22 protein-coding genes are annotated in these 20157 nt (G+C 39.7%); 14 read left to right on the plus strand and 8 right to left on the minus strand.

What is annotated here, in order from left to right; translation table 11 throughout:
- The coding region (locus tag J536_RS17610) for an amino acid permease (RefSeq protein ID WP_032063512.1) at nt 1–828 on the minus strand (828 nt) is incomplete at its 3' end.
- A 356-nt stretch (nt 829–1184) separates the two neighbouring features.
- On the opposite strand from J536_RS17610, the gene fahA reads away from it, so the two are divergent.
- The 4 genes from fahA to J536_RS17630 all read left to right on the plus strand — a co-directional run bounded on the left by fahA (nt 1185) and on the right by J536_RS17630 (nt 4751).
- Nucleotides 1185–2492 (plus strand): fumarylacetoacetase, encoded by a 1308-nt coding sequence (gene fahA, locus J536_RS17615; RefSeq protein WP_025464152.1) that lies wholly within the window; start codon nt 1185–1187, stop codon nt 2490–2492.
- Nucleotides 2479–3111 (plus strand): maleylacetoacetate isomerase, encoded by a 633-nt coding sequence (gene maiA / locus J536_RS17620; RefSeq protein WP_005804350.1) that lies wholly within the window; start codon nt 2479–2481, stop codon nt 3109–3111. The genes fahA and maiA overlap by 14 nt, the downstream gene beginning before the upstream one ends.
- Nucleotides 3112–3128: 17 nt before the next feature.
- Nucleotides 3129–3677 (plus strand): VOC family protein, encoded by a 549-nt coding sequence (locus tag J536_RS17625; RefSeq protein ID WP_002119119.1) that lies wholly within the window; start codon nt 3129–3131, stop codon nt 3675–3677.
- 294 nt (nt 3678–3971) lie between these two features.
- On the plus strand, nt 3972–4751 hold the full coding sequence (locus J536_RS17630) for an IclR family transcriptional regulator (RefSeq protein WP_005804348.1): 780 nt from the start codon (nt 3972–3974) through the stop codon (nt 4749–4751).
- A 72-nt stretch (nt 4752–4823) separates the two neighbouring features.
- Here the strand turns inward: J536_RS17630 and hppD are convergent, their stop codons facing one another.
- Nucleotides 4824–5879, minus strand: coding sequence for a 4-hydroxyphenylpyruvate dioxygenase (hppD, locus tag J536_RS17635; RefSeq protein WP_002119157.1), 1056 nt, complete (start codon nt 5877–5879; stop codon nt 4824–4826).
- A gap of 527 nt (nt 5880–6406) precedes the next feature.
- On the opposite strand from hppD, the gene J536_RS17640 reads away from it, so the two are divergent.
- The gene (locus J536_RS17640; RefSeq protein ID WP_005804347.1) at nt 6407–6877 is read left to right on the plus strand and encodes a DUF523 domain-containing protein; all 471 of its coding nucleotides are present in this window, start codon (nt 6407–6409) and stop codon (nt 6875–6877) included.
- 15 nt (nt 6878–6892) lie between these two features.
- Here J536_RS17640 and J536_RS17645 read toward each other — a convergent pair whose 3' ends face one another.
- The 3 genes from J536_RS17645 to pncA all read right to left on the minus strand — a co-directional run bounded on the left by J536_RS17645 (nt 6893) and on the right by pncA (nt 10049).
- Nucleotides 6893–8236 carry an MATE family efflux transporter gene (locus J536_RS17645; RefSeq protein ID WP_032063513.1) on the minus strand — a complete coding sequence of 448 codons (1344 nt, stop codon included), beginning with the start codon at nt 8234–8236 and terminating at the stop codon, nt 6893–6895.
- Nucleotides 8237–8412: 176 nt separating this feature from the next.
- Nucleotides 8413–9351 (minus strand): bile acid:sodium symporter family protein, encoded by a 939-nt coding sequence (locus tag J536_RS17650; RefSeq protein WP_032063514.1) that lies wholly within the window; start codon nt 9349–9351, stop codon nt 8413–8415.
- Between the two features lie 53 nt (nt 9352–9404).
- Nucleotides 9405–10049: a bifunctional nicotinamidase/pyrazinamidase gene (pncA, locus tag J536_RS17655; RefSeq protein ID WP_032057140.1), complete on the minus strand. Its 645-nt coding sequence runs from the start codon at nt 10047–10049 to the stop codon at nt 9405–9407.
- A 328-nt stretch (nt 10050–10377) separates the two neighbouring features.
- Between pncA and dapA the strand changes: the two genes are divergently transcribed.
- From dapA to J536_RS17680, 5 genes are all read left to right on the plus strand, one after another.
- On the plus strand, nt 10378–11271 hold the full coding sequence (gene dapA, locus J536_RS17660) for a 4-hydroxy-tetrahydrodipicolinate synthase (protein WP_005804343.1): 894 nt from the start codon (nt 10378–10380) through the stop codon (nt 11269–11271).
- 15 nt (nt 11272–11286) lie between these two features.
- The gene (locus tag J536_RS17665) at nt 11287–11889 is read left to right on the plus strand and encodes a hypothetical protein (protein ID WP_002119179.1); all 603 of its coding nucleotides are present in this window, start codon (nt 11287–11289) and stop codon (nt 11887–11889) included.
- Between the two features lie 36 nt (nt 11890–11925).
- A complete protein-coding gene (purC, locus tag J536_RS17670) occupies nt 11926–12645 on the plus strand; it encodes a phosphoribosylaminoimidazolesuccinocarboxamide synthase (RefSeq protein ID WP_002119240.1) in 720 nt (239 codons plus the stop codon).
- A gap of 191 nt (nt 12646–12836) precedes the next feature.
- Nucleotides 12837–13040 (plus strand): hypothetical protein, encoded by a 204-nt coding sequence (locus tag J536_RS17675; RefSeq protein ID WP_005804340.1) that lies wholly within the window; start codon nt 12837–12839, stop codon nt 13038–13040.
- A gap of 149 nt (nt 13041–13189) precedes the next feature.
- Nucleotides 13190–14026 carry a formate/nitrite transporter family protein gene (locus J536_RS17680; RefSeq protein WP_032057142.1) on the plus strand — a complete coding sequence of 279 codons (837 nt, stop codon included), beginning with the start codon at nt 13190–13192 and terminating at the stop codon, nt 14024–14026.
- 13 nt (nt 14027–14039) lie between these two features.
- Here the strand turns inward: J536_RS17680 and J536_RS17685 are convergent, their stop codons facing one another.
- The 3 genes from J536_RS17685 to J536_RS17695 all read right to left on the minus strand — a co-directional run bounded on the left by J536_RS17685 (nt 14040) and on the right by J536_RS17695 (nt 17152).
- On the minus strand, nt 14040–15305 hold the full coding sequence (locus J536_RS17685) for a replication-associated recombination protein A (protein ID WP_017402866.1): 1266 nt from the start codon (nt 15303–15305) through the stop codon (nt 14040–14042).
- Between the two features lie 105 nt (nt 15306–15410).
- On the minus strand, nt 15411–16580 hold the full coding sequence (locus J536_RS17690; protein ID WP_032063515.1) for a PQQ-dependent sugar dehydrogenase: 1170 nt from the start codon (nt 16578–16580) through the stop codon (nt 15411–15413).
- Nucleotides 16581–16693: 113 nt separating this feature from the next.
- Entirely contained in the window at nt 16694–17152 is a 459-nt protein-coding gene (locus tag J536_RS17695) for a YcgN family cysteine cluster protein (protein ID WP_032063516.1), read from the minus strand.
- Between the two features lie 193 nt (nt 17153–17345).
- Here J536_RS17695 and J536_RS17700 point away from each other — a divergent pair, with 193 nt between their 5' ends.
- The 4 genes from J536_RS17700 (at nt 17346) to mutY (ending at nt 20139) form a co-directional block, all read left to right on the plus strand.
- Nucleotides 17346–17504: a DUF1328 domain-containing protein gene (locus J536_RS17700; RefSeq protein ID WP_002053759.1), complete on the plus strand. Its 159-nt coding sequence runs from the start codon at nt 17346–17348 to the stop codon at nt 17502–17504.
- Between the two features lie 172 nt (nt 17505–17676).
- Nucleotides 17677–18414, plus strand: a complete 738-nt coding sequence (locus J536_RS17705) for a dienelactone hydrolase family protein (RefSeq protein ID WP_032063517.1) — start codon at nt 17677–17679, stop codon at nt 18412–18414.
- 185 nt (nt 18415–18599) lie between these two features.
- The gene (locus J536_RS17710) at nt 18600–18962 is read left to right on the plus strand and encodes an HIT family protein (protein WP_005066600.1); all 363 of its coding nucleotides are present in this window, start codon (nt 18600–18602) and stop codon (nt 18960–18962) included.
- A gap of 142 nt (nt 18963–19104) precedes the next feature.
- A complete protein-coding gene (gene mutY, locus J536_RS17715; RefSeq protein ID WP_032063519.1) occupies nt 19105–20139 on the plus strand; it encodes an A/G-specific adenine glycosylase in 1035 nt (344 codons plus the stop codon).
- Nucleotides 20140–20157: the final 18 nt, after the last annotated feature.

A 20157-nucleotide genomic window follows, 5' to 3' on the forward strand; every position in this document is an offset into this window, starting at 1 on the left:
AGAAGCAAATACCATCACAAACGGGCTTCCGCCTTGTGCCATTTGGTTCCATGGGAACAGCGAGAATAAAACAAAAAGCGTCGCAATATAGAAAATCAAAATACGGTAAATAATTTGATTCACAGCTTTAGGTAAAGTTTTATCAGGGTCACGTGCTTCAGCTGCAGTAATACCGAAAAGCTCAATACCACCGAAAGCAAAAATAATGACTGCCATTGCCATGACTAAGCCTTCAACACCAAACGGGAAGAAACCGCCAAGTGCCCAGAGGTTTGAAATGCTTGCCTGTGGACCTGCTGTGCCTGTTGCAAGTAGATATGAACCAAAGCCAATCATTGCAAGAATCGCTAAGATTTTGACAATAGAAAACCAAAATTCCATTTCGCCAAAAAACTTAACGTGTAGCAAATTAATGCCATTAATTAAGACAAAGAAGGCTAAAGCAGATGCCCACGTCGGGATTTGCGGCCACCAATATTGAATGTAAAGACCAATTGCGCTTAGTTCTGCCATACAGACGAGTACATTGAGTACCCAATAGTTCCATCCTGACATGAACCCTGCAAATGGTCCCCAATATTTGTAGGCAAAATGACTAAAAGATCCACTAACTGGCTCTTCTACCACCATTTCACCAAGCTGACGCATCATTAAAAAAGCAATAAATCCTGCAATGGCATAACCGAGGATGACCGATGGACCTGCTAATTTAATCGATTGTGATATACCAAGAAAAAGCCCTGTGCCAATCGCCCCACCCAATGCAATAAGCTGGATGTGCCGATTACTCAAACCATGTTTCAGGTTTCCTTGCTCTTGTGCTGACATATGATTATTCTCATCCGTGTCACGTAATTTTTTTCCAATAAATTACGTATATCATAAATTGATCAAACTTTCATAGAGATTCATGAAAAAATAATTGCGTAACTTTTCTCATGACCGCGAATGAAAACAGAAAATACAAGAAATGACAATTATTATGAAATGTGTAATTAAATTATGTATTGCGTAATTTTATGAATTCAGTATTATAGAGACATGAAGCAATTGGTTGTGCTCGGTCTATATCAAACTCATAAGACAAAAGATGATCTAAGCAAAGGTTAAAACTTATTGAGTAGCTCAGTCCTAGACCGAACTTTTATTTGTATAAGACCCGAGATAAAGACAAGGAAGCGAAAATGGAACAAAAACTAAACTCTTTTATTGAAGTTTCACCTCAATCAGATTTCACTATTCATAATTTGCCTTACGGTGTTTTTAGCAGAGCTAACGAAAGTGAGCGTCAAGTTGGTGTAGCTATTGGTGATTGGGTGATTGATCTCGCTGCTCTTGAAAAGCATGGTCTTTTAAAACTTTCAGAACAAGACACATACTTTAACCAGCCTACTCTGAATAAATTTATCGAGTCTGGAAAAGCCAACTGGTCAAAAGTTCGTAAGACACTACAGTCTCTTCTCTCGGTTGAAAATTTAACGCTTCAAGAAAATGAAGCATTGCGTCAGGAAGTTTTGGTTAAGCAAGACAGCGTTACTTTGCATTTACCACTTCAAGTATCTGGTTATACCGATTTCTATTCTTCTAAAGAACATGCCACCAATGTAGGCTGTATGTTCCGCGACCCTAAAAATGCTTTACTGCCAAACTGGACTGAATTGCCTGTTGGTTATAACGGCCGTGCTAGCTCTGTTGTCGTCAGTGGCACTCAAGTCGTGCGTCCATCTGGTCAAATTAAACTTCCAAATGAAGAGCGCCCAGTTTTCTCAGCTACGCGTAAACTCGATTTCGAACTTGAAACAGCATTTGTTATTGGTAAACCAACAGAGCTTGGCCAGCCGATCTCTATTGAAAATGCTTGGGATCATATTTTTGGAATGGTATTACTCAATGACTGGTCAGCACGCGATATCCAGCAATGGGAATATGTGCCTTTAGGCCCTTTCAATTCAAAATCATTTGCTAGTGCCATCTCACCTTGGGTAGTCACACTTGAAGCACTTGAGCCATTTAAAGTGGAAGGCCCAAAACAAGAGCCTAAACCTTTAACGTATTTACAAGAAAATATCGCGAATAGTTATGACATTAATTTGAGTGTTGAAATTCAAAGCCCGAAATCGGCACAAGCTGACGTGATTTGCCAAACTAATTTCAAATATATGTACTGGTCTATGGCTCAGCAGCTCACTCACCACACCATTGGCGGCTGTAACGTTCAGGTTGGTGATTTAATGGGTTCAGGTACTATTTCAGGTTCTACACCAGATTCGTATGGCAGCTTGCTTGAGCTTACATGGAACACCACCAAGCCTTTAACACTTGCCAATGGTGAAACTCGTGGTTTCTTGCAAGACGGCGATACACTCATTATGAAAGGTCACTGTGAGAAAAATAGTATTCGCATTGGCTTCGGTGAAGTTCGAAATACAGTCCTTCCTGCATTAAATTTCGATTTTGCAGAAACTTCGGAGCCTGACTATGAAGCTGTATAGTTACTTTCGTAGCTCTGCAGCCTACAGAGTACGGATTGGTCTAAACATTAAAGGATTAGCTTATGAGACTGTTCCAGTTCATCTGGTAAAAAACGAACAGCAAAGCGAAGACTATTTAAAGTTAAACCGTAGTGCTCTAGTTCCGACTTTAATTGACGGCGATTTAACCTTGTCTCAATCGTTAAGTATTTTGGAATATCTGGATGAGCAATATCTAGAAACCAAATTACTTCCAAGTGATGTGCAAGAGAGAGCCAAAATCCGTGCTTTTTCCCAAGCAATCGCTTGCGATATTCACCCGTTAAACAACTTACGCGTACTGAAATATTTAAAAAATGACTTAAATGTTTCAGATGAGCAGAAAAATTATTGGTATCAGCACTGGATTATTGAAGGCTTTCAAAATCTCGAACAGCTACTTCAAGATTCAAATGGACAATTCTGCTTTGGACAACAAGCAACAATTGCTGATTGCTGTCTGATTCCACAGGTTTACAACGCGAAACGCTTCAAGATTGATTTATCTGCGTTTCCAAAAATTGAATCGATTTATCACCATTGTTTGTCTATCCCAGCCTTTTATAACGCGGCGCCAGAACAACAACCAGATTGGGAATAGTAAAAAGGAGTTTTAATATGACATTTGCCATTAAAAAAATACATCACGTTGCATATCGTTGTAAGGATGCGAAAGAAACTGTTGAGTGGTATAAAAAAATGCTCAACATGGACTTTATTTTAGCTTTTGCTGAAGACCATGTGCCGTCAACTAAAGCCTTTGACCCATATATGCATTTATTCTTAGATGCTGGTCAAGGCAACGTTTTGGCATTTTTTGAATTGCCAACTCAACCAGAAATGGGCCGAGACGAAAATACGCCTCAATGGGTACAACATATTGCTTTTGAAGTTGAAGACTTAAATGCGCTGATGGCTGCCAAGCAACATTTAGAAGAAAATGGCGTGAAAGTTTTAGGCGTAACTAACCATGGTATTTTCCACTCAATTTACTTCTTTGACCCAAATGGCCATCGTTTAGAACTGACTTATAACGATGCTCATGCTGAAGAAAAAATTGCAAAAATTACTGAAGAAATGAAAACTGAAATGCTAGAGGAATGGAGCAAAACCAAACGCGCTCCGCACCATACTCATTTCTTGCATGAAGAAGAGTTAGGAACCTAATTTTTAAAGAGCGCACTAAAAAATCGGCATTGATTAGAATTGTTTTAAGAGCAGTTCTATATCAATGCCGATTTATATTATTTAAAACCGCTAAATTTCTAGAAAATTGCGCTATAAATAAGAGCATAGTGATTTTAGAAAATTGTTGGTTATTAAACATGTCAATTTCGCTAATAGAAAAAGGTGATTTCTATTTTTCACTAGGCTCAGGCATGATGTAAAACGCGCCAATTTCAATTTATGTTTTGATCGTCACTGTTTAACAGCTGAAGTAAATTTATTAAGGGTATTTAAATGATTGAAGAAAAAGTATCTGGGGGGGTTCAATCACTTGAAGTCGGTTTATCTGTACTAAACGCCCTTTTGGAACACAATCAACCTATTATTCTCAAAGATCTGTCTAGCAAGCTCGAAATGCATCCTGCCAAGGTTCACCGCTATCTGGTTAGCCTTATTCGTATGGAATATGCAAAACAGCTTGATGATGGGCAATATGCTTTAGGTGATCAGGCATGGCGCTTAGGTCTCAACTGTGTCCAGCATAGCGACACACTACAGCTGGTACAGCATTTAATTTATGACCTACAAAACAAAATTGGTTGCGGTATACAAATTAGTAAATGGTCACCAAAAGGCCCTGTCGTGGTTCAATCGATTGAATCAAACCACCCTATTTCGATTGTGACTAAAGTCGGCTCGATTATGCCTTTAGTCAATTCTGCTGCGGGACGTCTATTTGCTTCTTATCTTCCAGAACATTTTGTTCGTCCCTTAATGGAAATAGAATGGCAAAAACATCAAGAGCTTGATCTGCACATCGCACCACAAAACTGGCAAGCATTTACAGAGCTTAAAGACACCATTCGCCAGCAACAAATGTCGGCAGCGAAAGGTGATTTACTGACAGGAATTAATGCGGTGGGTTTACCTGTATTTAACTCAAATCAAAGTATTGAGTTTTGTATTGTCGCACTAGACAGTGAAATGTTTTTACCAGTCGATCCTCATAGTAAAACGATTGAAATCTTGAAAAATGAAGTGAACCTCATCAATCAATATATTAAAAGCCGCTAATCAGTAGCCATAAAAAAAACCAAGAGATCAAACTCTTGGTTTTTTTAAGATCAGGAATAAAGCTCAGCTTATTTATTTAGTTTCTAAAACACCACGGCGAATCTGGTCACGTTCAATCGACTCAAATAACGCCTTGAAGTTACCTTCACCAAAGCCATCATCATCTTTACGTTGAATAAATTCAAAGAAAACTGGACCAATCATGTTTTCAGAGAAAATTTGCAATAAAAGCTTTTTCTGACCGTCTTTAGTATTACCATCAAGCAAAATACCGCGCTGTTTTAATTCATCAGTCGGTTCACCATGCTCAGGTAAACGATCTTCTAGCATTTCATAATACGTATTTGGCGGCGGTGTCATGAATTTCAGACCAAGGCCTTTTAACTTATCCCAAGTCGAGATTAAGTCATCACAAATAAACGCGATATGCTGAATACCTTCGCCATTAAAGTCAGATAGGAACTCTGCAATTTGGCCGTTTCCTTTGTCTGAATCTTCGTTTAACGGAATACGGATCTTACCGTCTGGTGCTGTTAATGCTTTAGACGTTAAACCTGTATATTCACCTTTAATATCAAAGTAGCGAATTTCTTGGAAGTTAAAGATTTTTTCATAGAAGTTTGCCCAATACTCCATACGGCCTTTGTAGACGTTATGAGTTAAGTGGTCAATCTCATTTAAGCCTGCCCCTACTGGACGTTTCTCGGCATCATCAAAGAAAACAAAGTCATTTTCATAAATATCACGGTCAACTAAAAAGATTGGCATACCACCAATACCTTTGATTGCCGGGATGTTGAGCTCCATTGGCCCAACTTTTGAATACATTGGTTCAGCACCAAGTTCTACTGCTTTTTGGAAAGCTTTTGCTGCATCACGTGTTTTAAAACCCATCGCACAAGCAGATGGACCATGTTCATTAAAGAAGAATGAAGCATAAGATTCTGGCTGATAATTCAGGATAATATTGATATTTCCTTGACGCCATAAGTACGCTTCTTTCGATTTATGCTTGGCTACTTTTGAAAAGCCGATTGTCTCAAAAACTGGATCTAATTCATTTTCTTTTGAAACAAACTCAATAAATGCAAAACCGCATAATTCTAATGGGTTCTCTAAAATATCCATCTAGTTTCCCTCTGGTGATTACCTGTTCCGTTTATCTCTATTGCTGATGAACTCAGCTCCTTTCTCTATAGAATACGTTGCTATTGGGTGAAGACTTGAACCGTCAAATTGGCTTAACCCAACGCATCCTATGAGAAAAAAACGAGTCATTAAAACGAAGATATGATGAGCGTAAAGCCTTTAATGATTAATTTCCGTTCCATGTGGTGTTTGTTTTCCATACACACTGTCCTTTGTTATCTAAAAGTACGATTGAGATTTTTCAATAAACCCTTAAAAATCGTCTTTTCCTAAAAATCATTTATAGATTTATGGAGACCAACATCCTTGTTGGATCTCCAATGGCCATTTACCTTGAATTAGATGCTACTAAAAACAATTAAATTATGCAATACATAACTTAATTATGAATTGCATAATTTTAGTAATCTTTTAATTTGCCTGTTTTTAAAATCAATTGTCATATTCGATATTCTGTTTATGATCCTTATCTTCAAAAATCTCTCTTGCTTTGAGTTTGAAAAACTATGCTTTTAGTCAGCGCATGTTTAATTGGTGAACCTGTTCGATATGATGGTAAATCCTGTCCAAATACCCGACTTAAGCAACTATTAATCAATAAAAAAGCCCAAGCATTATGCCCAGAGCTATTAGGTGGTTTTACCACTCCCCGTTTACCCGCAGAAATTGTGGACGGAACAGGTCAAGATGTGCTTGATGGCAAAGCAAAAATTACTGATTCATCTGGTTTAGATGTGACAGAGTTATATTTAAAAGGTGCTTACCGCACCCTAGAAGTTGCGCAGCAAATAAAAGCGACTTGTGTGGTTTTAAAAGAGAATAGCCCATCTTGTGGTAGCCAAAAAATTTATAACGGTACTTTTCAAGGTGAGAAAATTACGGGAGTTGGAATCACCACGGCGCTTTTGCAGCGCCATGGCTTTGAAGTAATTTCTGAAAATGAGATTGAAGATTGGTTAGTAGAACATCCTCTTTAATCATTGTCTGCTCAATCAAAATCCTCTTAATTGTTTTCTAAAATGGAAACAGATGGCACTCATTAGACAAGCCACTAAATAACTTATGGCAGCCATCCACCAGAAGCCATAAATTCCCATCGCAGAAATCGAGATATCCTGCCAATGCAGTCCTTTATAGGCCATCCACCAACCACCGCCTAATCCGAAACATAACACCACGACCAAGAAAATCAGCATTGGTAAAATCGACACATCCCAACAGCGCAACAAAGAGGTCAATAACGTCATTAAGCCATCTAGAAAGTGAGACAGACACACAATCAACAACAACGATGCAGCCAAAATCTGCACGGCCAAATCGTCTGAATAGAACGTGACAATTAAATCCCGTTCCAACCATAAACACAGGGACAAACTGCCACTCACTGCCATAATCACCCATATACTTTGTCTGGCAATTTTGTTTGCTTCTTCCATGTTCCCGCTGCCCATAGATCGTGACACCAAAATGCTATAGGCCGAGGCAATGGACGAAGGAAAAATAAACATGAAGCCGCCAGTGCTTGCGACAATTTGATGTGCTGCTGACACCACACTCCCAAAAGGTAAAATCAGAATAGCAACCGAACAAAATGCAACAACGTCCATCAACGCCATAATTGCTGTCGGGATACCTATTTTTAAAATCATCCGCAGACTTTCTCGACTATCTTCAATCGACTGTTCGGGTTGCTCAATAAAGAGGTATCCTTTTTCCAAGAAAAATACGTAATAAACAGCCAACATAAACCACCGTACAATGAGAGTGGCTAACAAAGCCCCTATGGCACCGAGTGGTGGAATTGAAAATGAAGCGACGCCATAAATCAAAAGATAGGACAAAATAATTTTAAGAATGAAGAAAATGCTATCTGATAGTAAAACCTTATGCGCATTTTCAGTGACCTGAGATAAAGCTGTAAATAAGCGCATCAGTAAATGGGCAGGTAAAATAAATACCAAAGCCCAAATACAGTTTTTAGTAATTGAAACAACATGTTCCGATGCACCAAACAATTTGGGCAAATCACGGAACAAGTAGAGCAAGCCAATACTCACCAATGCCGAACATAACATCAGCCAGATGCCTTGAATAAAAATTTGACGAATGCGTGGTATGTCATGGCAACCATAAGCTTCTGAAAGCTTGAGCATCACACCTTGCAGAATCCCCATACCAATGACATAAACCACTGTATATAAAGATAAGGTCACCGATAATGCTGCTACATGATCGTTACTAAAATGCCCTACATAAGCAATATCAATCAATCCACTTAAAACTAGAATTAAATTGCTTGAGAGCATGGGAATAAATAATTTAAAAATCTGGTTCATCAAGGAAATGCCTTATTTTTCTTTACGATTTATACTCATATTCACGTTATTTTTAGTGCATCAATTCAAAGCAAAAGACATACCAGTTCTAGCTTTAGCTCCCCTAAAATATGCTTTAAATAAAAAGGCCAAACTATTCGTTTGGCCTTCTTTCCTAATGAATGTTGTTTATACAGTTATTCTTGTTTGTGTTTACTTGCCCAATAAGTCGCAAGCGCAGGCCCAGAAATATTATGCCAAAGACTGAAAATTGCGCTTGGTACAGCTGTAATCGGAGAAGCAGCAAAATGGACTGCTGCAAGTGCAACACCTAAGCCTGAGTTTTGCATCCCCACCTCAATAGCAATGGCCTTACTGTCCGCATAAGGTAGTTTAAAGAAACGTGCCGCGGTAAAACCTAATAAATAGCCAAGCCCGTTATGTAAGATCACTACGGCTAAAATGAGCAAGCCCGACTGTAAAATTGCTGCTTTGCTTCCACCAATAATCGCGGCCACAATCGCTACAATTGCAATGACCGAAACTAAAGGCATGACTTGAATATAAGATTCGACCTGACGTTTAAGCCATGTTCTTAAAATCAAACCAATCACAATAGGCAGTAGCACCACCTGCGAAATCGAAATAAACATTGAAGCTGCATCAATCTTTAGCCATTGGCTGGCAAGCAGATAGAAAATCGCAGGGGTTAATACAGGTGCTAAAAGTGTTGATACCGATGTGCAGGCTACCGATAACGCCACATTGCCTTTGGCCATATAGGTAATTACGTTTGACGCCGTTCCCCCTGGGCAACAACCCACCAAAATGACCCCAACCGCAATTTCAGGCGGTAAATTAAATAATTTACATAAAACATATGCCAAGCCAGGCATTACGACAAACTGCGCTACCACCCCAATCAATACCGCTTTAGGGCTTTGTAATACCCCTTTAAAGTCATCGACAGTCATGGTCATTCCCATACCAAGCATAATAATGCCCAAAATCCATGGAATGTACGCTTTGAGCCAGACAAAAAATTCAGGCTGCCATAGCGCTAGCGCTGCAAAAACAATCACCCATAGGGCAAAAGTTTTTTGAATAAATTGGGTAAAGCGTAGGAATGCAGCCATACTTTCTATCCCTAAAAATTAAAATATGAAAGTTAAAAACCAGAGCAATATAATTAGCGCTCACTCAACAGATCAGTCGACTGAATACGGACAACACCTTGCTGCTGCATGGTTTGCCACGCGTGTTCTAATGAACCATTCAGATCAATCCCTTTACAAGCATCTTCAACCACTAAAGTTTTAAAACCTTGCTTAACTGCATCTAAAGCAGTCCATGCTACACAAAAGTCCGTAGCAATTCCGACCACATAAACCGTATCAATACCGCGCTCTTTTAGATAACCTGTTAAACCCGTCGTTGTAGAGTGATCAGCTTCTATAAAAGCCGAGTAGCTATCAATATGAGCATGAAAGCCTTTTCGGATAATCAGTTGAGCTGTCGGAATATTTAAATCAGGATGAAACTCGGCATCTTGAGTACCTTGTACACAATGCTTAGGCCAAAGCACCTGCTGTCCATAGTCGAGTTCAATGGTTTCAAATGGTTGCTTGCCAAAATGATTGGCTGCAAAAGAGATATGATTATCCGGGTGCCAGTCCTGAGTCAGGACGACATTTTCAAAACAACCAGCAAGTTGGTTAATCGTTGGAATAATTCTATCGGCATCAGCAACTGCTAAATTTCCACCCGGTGTAAAACCATTTTGTACATCAACTACGATTAAAACCGCATTTTGTGGTTGTTTATTCATTTCCATGTCATCTTCAATCCCAACTGGGAAATTGCATTCTATCTTGCCATAAAAAAAGTACATATTAAGTAAGGCTCAGCTGAATCCAACTGTATTGTTGTGTTTATTGGGTGTTCTTAATGCGCAATAACGAAAACATCCTATCTTTTCCTCAAGTTTACATCGCGATTATCCGTTAGGCGTATTGTTCTTATGCGTCTGATCAGTCATAATTTGCATAATTGTCATTCAACAATCTGTTATTGTTAGAACTGGACAATCAAAATACTGCAACCATCCCACATTTTGTTTTTCTTACCTCAGATTCGGATGGATAAATAGGATATTTTTAAAAATGACTCAGCAAGCACAGACCATTCAAGGCTCAATCGTCGCAATCGTCACACCAATGTTGAAAGACGGCGGTGTAGATTGGAAGGGTCTTGAGAAGCTGGTTGAGTGGCACATAGAACAAGGTACAAACAGTATTGTAGCCGTCGGTACAACCGGCGAAGCCTCAACATTGAGCATGGAAGAGCACACACAGGTTATTAAAGAAATTATTCGTGTAGCCAATAAACGTATTCCAATTATTGCCGGTACTGGTGCAAACTCAACCCGTGAAGCAATCGAATTAACTAAAGCCGCTAAAGACCTCGGTGCTGATGCAGCTTTACTTGTAACACCATATTATAACAAGCCAACTCAAGAAGGCCTTTACCAACACTATAAAGCGATTGCTGAAGCTGTTGAATTACCGCTTATTCTCTATAACGTACCTGGTCGTACTGGCGTAGACCTTTCAAACGACACAGCTGTACGTTTAGCAGAGATCTCGAATATTGTTGGCATTAAAGATGCAACAGGTGACGTACCTCGTGGTAAAGCTTTAATTGAGGCGTTAAACGGCAAGATGGCTGTGTACTCAGGTGATGATGAGACAGCATGGGAACTTATGCTTCTTGGCGCTGACGGCAACATCTCGGTTACTGCAAATATTGCACCTAAAGCAATGAGTGAAGTATGTGCTGTTGCGATTGCCAAAGATGAACAACAAGCGAAGACGCTTAACAATAAGATTGCAAATTTACACAATATTCTATTTTGCGAATCAAACCCAATTCCTGTGAAATGGGCACTACATGAGATGGGACTGATTGATACTGGTATTCGCTTACCACTCACTCCTCTCGCTGAGCAATATCGCGAACCTCTCCGCAATGCCCTAAAAGATGCGGGAATTATTTAATAAGAGCAATTTATGATGCAATTACGTCTTGGTTTAGTCCTTGCAGTTTCAGCCTTAAGTTTAGCTGGTTGTGGTCGCTTCGCAATTAATAATCACTCTTTAGATTATAAAAATGCCAAGCAACTTGCCCCGCTTGAATATCCTGCCGATGCAACTGTACGACCAGCGACACCTTTGTATCCTGCACCAACTGTAGAACAGCGCGCTATCGATAACGCACCGAAGTTTGAAAATAAGCGTGGCAACCGCTATGCACTGCCACGCCCTGAACAAACGCAAGGTAATGCGACACTAGATGCCTCTGCTCAAACGACGACTGCGCTTGGACGTCCTCAGCTTGTGACTGACGGTAATAAAAATCCGTTGTTAAAAGTTGATGGAAATACAGCCGAGATCTGGCAGTACACCAAAGCAACTTTAAGTACTTTAAATTTCAACATCATCGCTCAAGGTAGTAATCAAGCGACGATTAAAGTAAATGACAATACTTATGTGCTTAAACTTACTGGTGTAGGTTCTAGTCATACTCTTGCTCTATTTAATGTAGATAACACTTTTGCAAGCCCAGATGTGGCTGCTGAAGTGCTAAACCAGATTTACCAAAATTGGCCAGCCTAGTCGTTTACTAGGCATTTTTTTTAAAAAGGTTCCCTCATGTTAAAACAAACCTTGCTCTATACTGGTAAAGCAAAATCTGTATATGAAACAGACAATGCCGACCATCTGATTTTAGTCTTTCGTGATGATGCCTCTGCGTTCAACGGCGAAAAAATCGAACAACTAGATCGTAAAGGCAAGGTGAACAACCGTTTTAACGCCTTCATCATGGAAAAACTTGCTGCTGCGGGTATTGAAACGCATTTTGAAAAATTGCTTTCTCCAACTGAAGTGCTTGTTAAAAAACTTCAAATGATTCCAGTTGAATGTGTAATTCGTAACTACGCAGCTGGTTCTCTATGCCGTCGCTTAGGTGTAGAAGAAGGTAAAGAGTTAACTCCTCCTACATTTGAATTGTTCTATAAAGATGACGGTCTAGGCGACCCAATGGTTAACGAATCTCAAGCGATTGCTTTAGGTTGGGCGACTGCTGAACAGTTAGAACAAATGAAAGTTTTAACTTATAAAGTAAACGATGTATTAAAAGCTTTATTTGCTGAAGGCAACATGATTTTGGTGGACTTCAAGCTTGAATTCGGTGTTTTCCATGACCGCATCGTGCTTGGTGATGAGTTCTCTCCAGACGGCTGCCGTTTATGGGATAAAGACTCTAAGAAGAAACTCGACAAAGACCGTTTCCGTCAAGGTTTAGGCGGTGTTGTTGAAGCTTATGAAGAAGTTGCTGCTCGTTTAGGCGTAGATTTATCTGACATCTAATCAGTAAAACTTCATAAAAAACCGGGCTAAAGCCCGGTTTTTTTATATTCAGCGCCATGCGCCCCAAACAATGTAGACAGATTTGTCTATTTCTATAAATTAACACTTGCATAAGCTTAATTTAAAACACTAAAATCTAAAAAAACACAAAGTACTTCACAATAATTAAATTTAAAAACTAGGATGAACCTATGGAATTATCTAAGCTTGAAAAGAGATTAATGAATCATCCAATCCATTTTGGTGAAAATCCTTTGGTCTTATTAAACAACTTTAGTACTTCTGCCTTAAAACAAGGCTGGAGTCAGGCAGAGGTTGAATCTGTTATTGCTAAAGCCTCTCAAGGCGACTATATGGCACTCATCCGTACTTTAAGAGCTTATACTTTTCTTTGATTTTGTGATTGATGATCTGATCATTGTGCATTCGATTTATAAAAAGACACATAAAGCTGTTATGAATAGACTAGATTTATCCTGAACACTGCCTTAACAATAAATAAAACAATAAATATAAGATATTTATTCAGTGAGGAGTAACCCTGATGGACCATGAAATAGAGGAAAAGAAAGTCGAGAAAACTTTAAGCTGGCGTGAAAAAATGGCAGTCGAAGAACATGAGAAACTGTCACCCCGTCTGGTTTATGAAATTATCCGCCGTGATGGTGCCGAAGAGCTTGATCGTCCAACAACTGCACTGATCTTTTCAGGGATTGCCGCGGGTTTAGTCATCAGTTTTTCATTTGTATTTAAAGCGATTATTGCTGCTTATCTCCCAACTGATGCAGTCTGGACCGATTTAATCACTAATGTGGGTTATACCATTGGGTTTCTAATCGCTATATTGAGTCACATGCAACTCTTTACCGAGAATACTATCACCACAGTTGTGCCTTTATTTAATCCCTTTACTTTCGATAAATTACGAGCAGTGGGCCGCTTATGGGGCATTGTGATTCTATGCAACATCATTGGAACAGCTTTAGCGAGTTTATTTTTCCTAACTACTCACCTGTTTACGCCAGATATTGATAAAGCACTAGATGAACTCGCACATCATGTGGGTTCCTTTTCTGCCACTCAGAATCTGCTCAAAGGCATTATGTCAGGGCTGTTAATTGCTGCATTGGTCTGGATGTTGCCTTCAGTCAGTAATAAGTTTCTGCTCATCTTTTTTATGACGTATTTGATAGGACTGGGTGACTTTACCCATGTAGTGGTTGGTTCTACAGAAATGTCCTATCTGGTCTGGCAAGGAGAAGCTTCTATTAGCAAGTATCTGTTTACTTTCCTCATCCCTACCACTATCGGCAATATTATTGGCGGTACAGGCGTGTTTACTCTACTGATTTATGGTCAGGTCACTAAAGAGCTGGAATAGCATAAAGCAGGAACTATTGTTCCTGCTGCCATCTGCGTTGCTGCAAACGCTCACCTTCAACCTCACGCTTATTTCTTGCAGACTCATAGAGTTTGGTTCCCTTCAACTCAGGCGGCAGATAGTCTTGCAGCACAAAGTGCTCAGGGTAATCATGAGGATAGAGATAATTAATACCATAGCCTTGCTGTTTCATAAGCTTGGTTGGCGCATTTCTCAAATGCAAAGGCACAGGTAAATTTGCCGTTTTTTCAGCAAGTTCCAGAGCCTTATTAATCGCTAAATAAGTACTATTACTTTTTGCACTCGTTGCTAAGTAAACTGCTGTTTGACCTAGAATAATTCGAGCCTCAGGCATACCCACCGCTTGTACAGAGCGGAAACACTCACCTGCAAGCAATAGCGCATTTGGATTAGAGTTTCCAATGTCTTCTGAGGCTGCAATCAGCATACGTCTTGCAATAAAAACTGGATCTTCTCCGCCTTTAAGCATACGTGCCATCCAATATAGCGTTGCATCTGGATCACTACCGCGAATTGATTTAATAAAGGCAGAAACAAGGTCGTAATGCTGCTCGCCAGATTTGTCATAACGCGCAATATTTTGCTGAGCGACTTTTACCACAACCGCATTGGTAATCGTGTTTTCAATTTCTGGTTCAAAAGTACTTGCGATCAAGTCCAGTAAATTAAGCGCTTTACGTGCATCACCTGCTGCGAACTGAATGAGCGCATCATATTCTTCTATATGAATGTAACGTTCTTTTAAGAATCTATCGCTTTGAAGTGCATTGTTGAGTAGTGTCTGAATTGCCTCACTGTCTAAACTATTTAAGGTATAGACCTGACAGCGTGATAAAAGCGCGCTATTCACCTCAAAAGATGGATTTTCAGTTGTCGCGCCTATTAACGTAATTTTGCCTTTTTCAACAGCACCCAATAAAGCATCTTGCTGTGATTTATTAAAACGATGGATTTCGTCAATAAAAACTACAGGTGTCAGTAAATCACCACTTTCTGCAATCACTTCACGTAATTCTTTTACGCCCGTATTCAGCGCAGATAAGCTCACAAATGGACGGTCTATTGCCTGAGCCAAAAGCAAAGCAATTGTTGTTTTACCAACGCCTGGTGGTCCCCAAAAAATAATAGAAGGCAAATGACCCTGATCAATCATTTGACGTAAGGGCGCATGTTCACCTAATAAATGGTCTTGCCCAATAATTTCAGACAAGTCTCTTGGGCGCAGGCGTTCGGGAAGTGGAATATGGGTGTCTGACATCTCAAATGGCTTTATCGTCTTTTCACTATAGTCTATTGTGTCTCACAGAAATCTACAATTTGAATCTATGAGACACGTTCTTTATTTACAGGCTCTTGCTTAGCATTAAGAGGGTTTCTTACTCAGCTTGAGTAAACGCGCATTTGAGCCATCTTCAATCACCCAAATCGAACCATCTTGTGCTTCATGCAACCCACGAATACGTTTTTTCATATCCAATCTTTGCACTTCTTTCAGGGGCTTATGCTCTAAATCCACCACAATAATCGCTTCGGAAGATAACCCGCCAATTAAGGCTTTATTTTGCCATGCAGGAAATTGTTGTCCGCGATAAATGATCATACTCGATGGAGAGATAACAGGAGTCCAGTCAATTTCGGGTGCTTTAAACTCTGGCCGAGTGTGATGATCTGGAATAGGTTGGCCCGAATAGTGGTCTCCATTTGAAACGATTGGATAACCATAATTTTCACCTTTGGTAATAATATTAAGCTCATCACCACCTTTAGGCCCCATCTCAACCACCCACAACTGTCCTTGGCGGTCAAAAGCCATACCTAAAGGGTTACGGTGTCCAAGTGACCATATTTCAGCAGTAACCCCGCCTTGCTTATAAAAAGGGTTACCTACAGCCGCGGTGCCATCCTCATTTAAACGCAAGATTTTACCCAAGTTACTTTTCATGTTTTGGGCAGGATCAAACTTTTGTCGCTCACCTGAACTGACCCACAGCTTACCATCTGTACCAAAAAGCATGCGATGTCCATAATGGCCTTGTCCCGAGACTTTAGGTACTTGCTGCCAAATCTGCTTTATATCGTTAAGTTTTGGCTGATTAGGATTAGATAAATCTAATTTCGCACGTGAAATCACTGCGCCAGATCCGCCTTGTCCTTTTGTAGCATAGCTAAGATAAACCCAATGATTCTTGGCAAAGTCAGGGTGTAAAATGACATCTCCTAAACCACCTTGTCCCCCATAGTTCACTGCAGGGACATTCTGGACATCTAATATTTGTTTATTTTTAGGGTTAAAAATTTTTAATTTACCCTGCCGTTCAGTCACTAATAAACGTTGATCAGGCAGACTGGTCACAGCCCAAGGCTCATTAAAATGTGCGACTGCTTCGACCTGATAAGTTTGTTTGACAGCAACAGACTGATCTGTTTTCGCAGTCGTATTTTGTTCAAGATTTTTTGAGTTGGTATTATTAGACCCACAGGCCATTAACAAAAAAAAGCTACTACATAATAAGGGGGCTGCTAATCGTCTCATCGTTTTTATCTCCTTTTGCTTTTATTGTTATATAACGGAGATGAGCAAAAAAATGACGATAAAAATGTTACTTTATTATACGCTGTAATCAAACAACGCCTTTTAAGATCTATTTAACGTACCCAACGTACTACATAATCTTCAAGATCATCTTCATGTACATCAACTTCAGAAATACAACGTCCTGCAACTGACTTTTTCGCCTTAACCACGCTTTGTCTAGAACCCGTATTTAAATAATGCCAAGAAGGTAAATTCTTGCCTTCATTCAAGCGCTTATAAGCACAGCTTGAGGGCAGCCAATGAATTGTTTTTAGAGACTCTACCGTTAATTGTAAACAATCAGGTACTTGCTGCTGACGATTTGGGTAGTCCGTACAACGCCCTGTACCACAATCGAGTAACTTACAAGCCACTTTGGTATAAGCCACCTCATGCGTATCTTCATCTTCTAGTTTGACCAGACAGCATAAACCACAACCATCACATAAAGCTTCCCACTCAAGTTGAGTCAGTTGCTCTAATGGATAATTTTTCCAGAAGAGTGGTCGGAGGGAGGTCTCGGTAGACATAATCTTTTAACAGCTGATGAGATAAAACAGTGTATCAGTATAGCATTGAAGTGGCCTGTACTAAAAAAGAAGCTGTATTTCTGACATCACAAAATGATTGTTTAATATACATTTCAACCACATAAACGACACATTCGGGCTAAAAAACACACTATATAGTTAAATGACAATGAAAAATAAGGAGGACAGCATTATGTTCCGTTGGGCGATAATTTTTGCAGTGATTGCACTCATTGCCAGTCTATTAGGGTTTGGTGGTGTTGCAGGACTATCTAAAGACTTTGCCGTGATTTTATTAGTTGTGGCTGTAATTCTAGCTGTAATTGGGTTCATTTCCCGAGGCCGGACTTAAATTTAATCATCACCATATAAAAAGAAGGAACTGGTTTCCTTCTTTTTTATTGCGTAGAAATATCTATCTTTTTATTTTGATGTAGTTTTTTACACAGTTCTTTATTTTACTTCTTATTTTTTATGTTTTAATCAAGCGTGTTTAAACCAAGTTTAATTTCAGGATTAATGTCATGAGTACAGCAATTAAAACCCGTGAAATTCAATATACTGCACCAGATGGCAGCCATTTAATTGGTTACTTTGCGGCTCCAGAGAGTGAAGAACCGGTACCAGGTATCATTATTGGTCCTGAGTGGTGGGGTCGTAATGAATATACTGAGCAACGCGCACGTGAGCTTGCTGAACACGGGTATGCAGCTCTTGCTATTGACATGTATGGCGATAAAAAAGTCACGACAACAGCAGCTCAAGCCTATGAATGGATGATGCAGACATTTGAAGATTTAGACACGGTGACTGATCGTGCTAATGCAGCACTGCAAACCCTTGCTGCCCAACCAGAAGTAAATAACGAGAAATTGGCTGCGATTGGTTTTTGCTATGGTGGTAAAGTCGTGTTGGATCTTGCTCGCTCAGGTGCTCCACTTAAAGCAATTGTAACGTTCCATGCCACATTAGCACCGAAGGCTCCTGCTCAAAAAGGCAACATTCAGGGTGAAATTTTAGTTCTACATGGTGAACTAGACAGTATGGTCACCTTAGAAGATGTTGCTAATTTTGAAAAAGAGATGCAAGCTGCTGAGGTTAAACACGAGGTAGTGGTTTTAGAAGGTGCTAAACATGGCTTTAGTAACCCGCTTGCCGATGAAAGAGCTAAAGCGAACGGTGTGGACCTTGGCTACAATAGCAAAGCGGAAAAACAAGGCCTTGCTAAAATGTACGCTTTATTAGATCGTACTCTAAAATAAAAGAAGCAAATTTGGAGCAAATGGTTTTTTTTGCATTTGCTCCCTTAAATGTTTATGACTTTGCAATATTTTTACTGTATTTTTTAAACCATACTTCAATAACTATACTCCCGTTGAGCTAGAGCAAAGCCTAGTCTTATTTCCCGCACTCGGGGTTTAATGGAATAACATGAGAGGATACAACAATGACTGACAAGAAATGTCCGTATTGCGAATTTGATGAATATGACATCATTGATAAGAATGAATTTGCCGTAATTTTGCCTGATTCTAATCCGTTATCTAAAGGCCACTGTGTAGTAACACCACTACGCCATGTTAGTTCTTTTTTTGATATTACGTCTAAAGAACATCAAGGCTTACTGACACTTCTTGAAATTGCCCGTCATGAGACACAGCTTCGTCATCAACCAGACGGCTTTCATATTGGCTTTAATGATGGTGAAGTGTTTGGACAAACCTCAGATCATTTCCACATTCATGTCATCCCTTACTACAAAAATCAGCCATTGAAACTTGATCAACGTTGGGGTGTACAAAAGGATTAATCCTTTTATCTGATTGAAACAGAGATTACGCGCTTTGAAGTAGTCTCTGTTTTAATACACTCTTTTTGTTTGCCTGCTTTAAACAAAATTTCAGCTAAATTTCAGCTATAATTTACCCCTTACTTTTCTTCTATAGCTGTTCATGCCTGAATTTTCTTTTTCTGATGCCCTCTTAAATTGGTTCGACCAACATGGTCGTCACGATTTGCCTTGGCAAGTTGCCGATGATCCGTACAAAGTTTGGGTTTCTGAAATTATGCTACAGCAAACTCAGGTGAAAACGGTCTTGCAATATTTTGATCGCTTTATGGAGCGCTTCCCGACGGTAGAAGCTTTAGGTCATGCAACTTGGGATGAAGTCGCACCTTATTGGGCAGGTCTTGGCTATTACGCTCGTGCCCGCAATTTGCATAAAGCGGCTGGTCTTGTCACGCAGCAAGGTAAATTTCCTGAAACGTTAGAAGAATGGATTGCGTTACCTGGCATTGGTCGCTCTACCGCAGGCGCGCTCATGTCTTTAGGTTTACGTCAGTACGGCGTCATCATGGATGGCAACGTGAAACGCGTCTTAGCTCGTTTCTTTGCCATTGAAGATGATTTAAGCAAACCACAGCACGAACGTGAAATGTGGAAACTGGCTGAAGAGCTTTGCCCGACACATCGTAATCATGACTACACTCAAGCGATTATGGATCTCGGCGCAACCATTTGTACGCCTAAAAAACCGCTTTGTTTATATTGTCCAATGCAAGCTCATTGTCAGGCTTATCAGCAAGGATTAGAACAAGAATTACCTTTTAAAAAACCGAAAAAAACACCGCCTGTTAAAACAGCAGATGTTCTTATTATTCAGTGCGAAGGTGAATGGTTCTGGCAACAACGTCAAGCTTATGGTCTATGGGGCGGTTTATTCTGTTTACCTATTTTAGAAAATGAACATGAACGACTGAGCTTAAGCCAACAATTTAAACTACAGCCTCAAGCACAAACTTTTCAGATCAGCCATAGCTTCACTCATTTCACATGGTTACTTAATGCTCATGTGTTCCACGTGGAACCTGATCAAAAAGAACATCTGGCTATTGAACTTGAAGGTCAATGGTTGAGTCCGGAACAAGCCATTGCCAAAGGTGTTCCAACCGCGATGAAAAAATTGATCTCGGCAAGCCGTTCATGACATAGTGAGTAAAATAAT

Origin of the sequence: Acinetobacter sp. 809848, assembly GCF_000581275.1 — a bacterium.
Taxonomy (GTDB): Bacteria; Pseudomonadota; Gammaproteobacteria; order Pseudomonadales; family Moraxellaceae; genus Acinetobacter; species Acinetobacter pittii.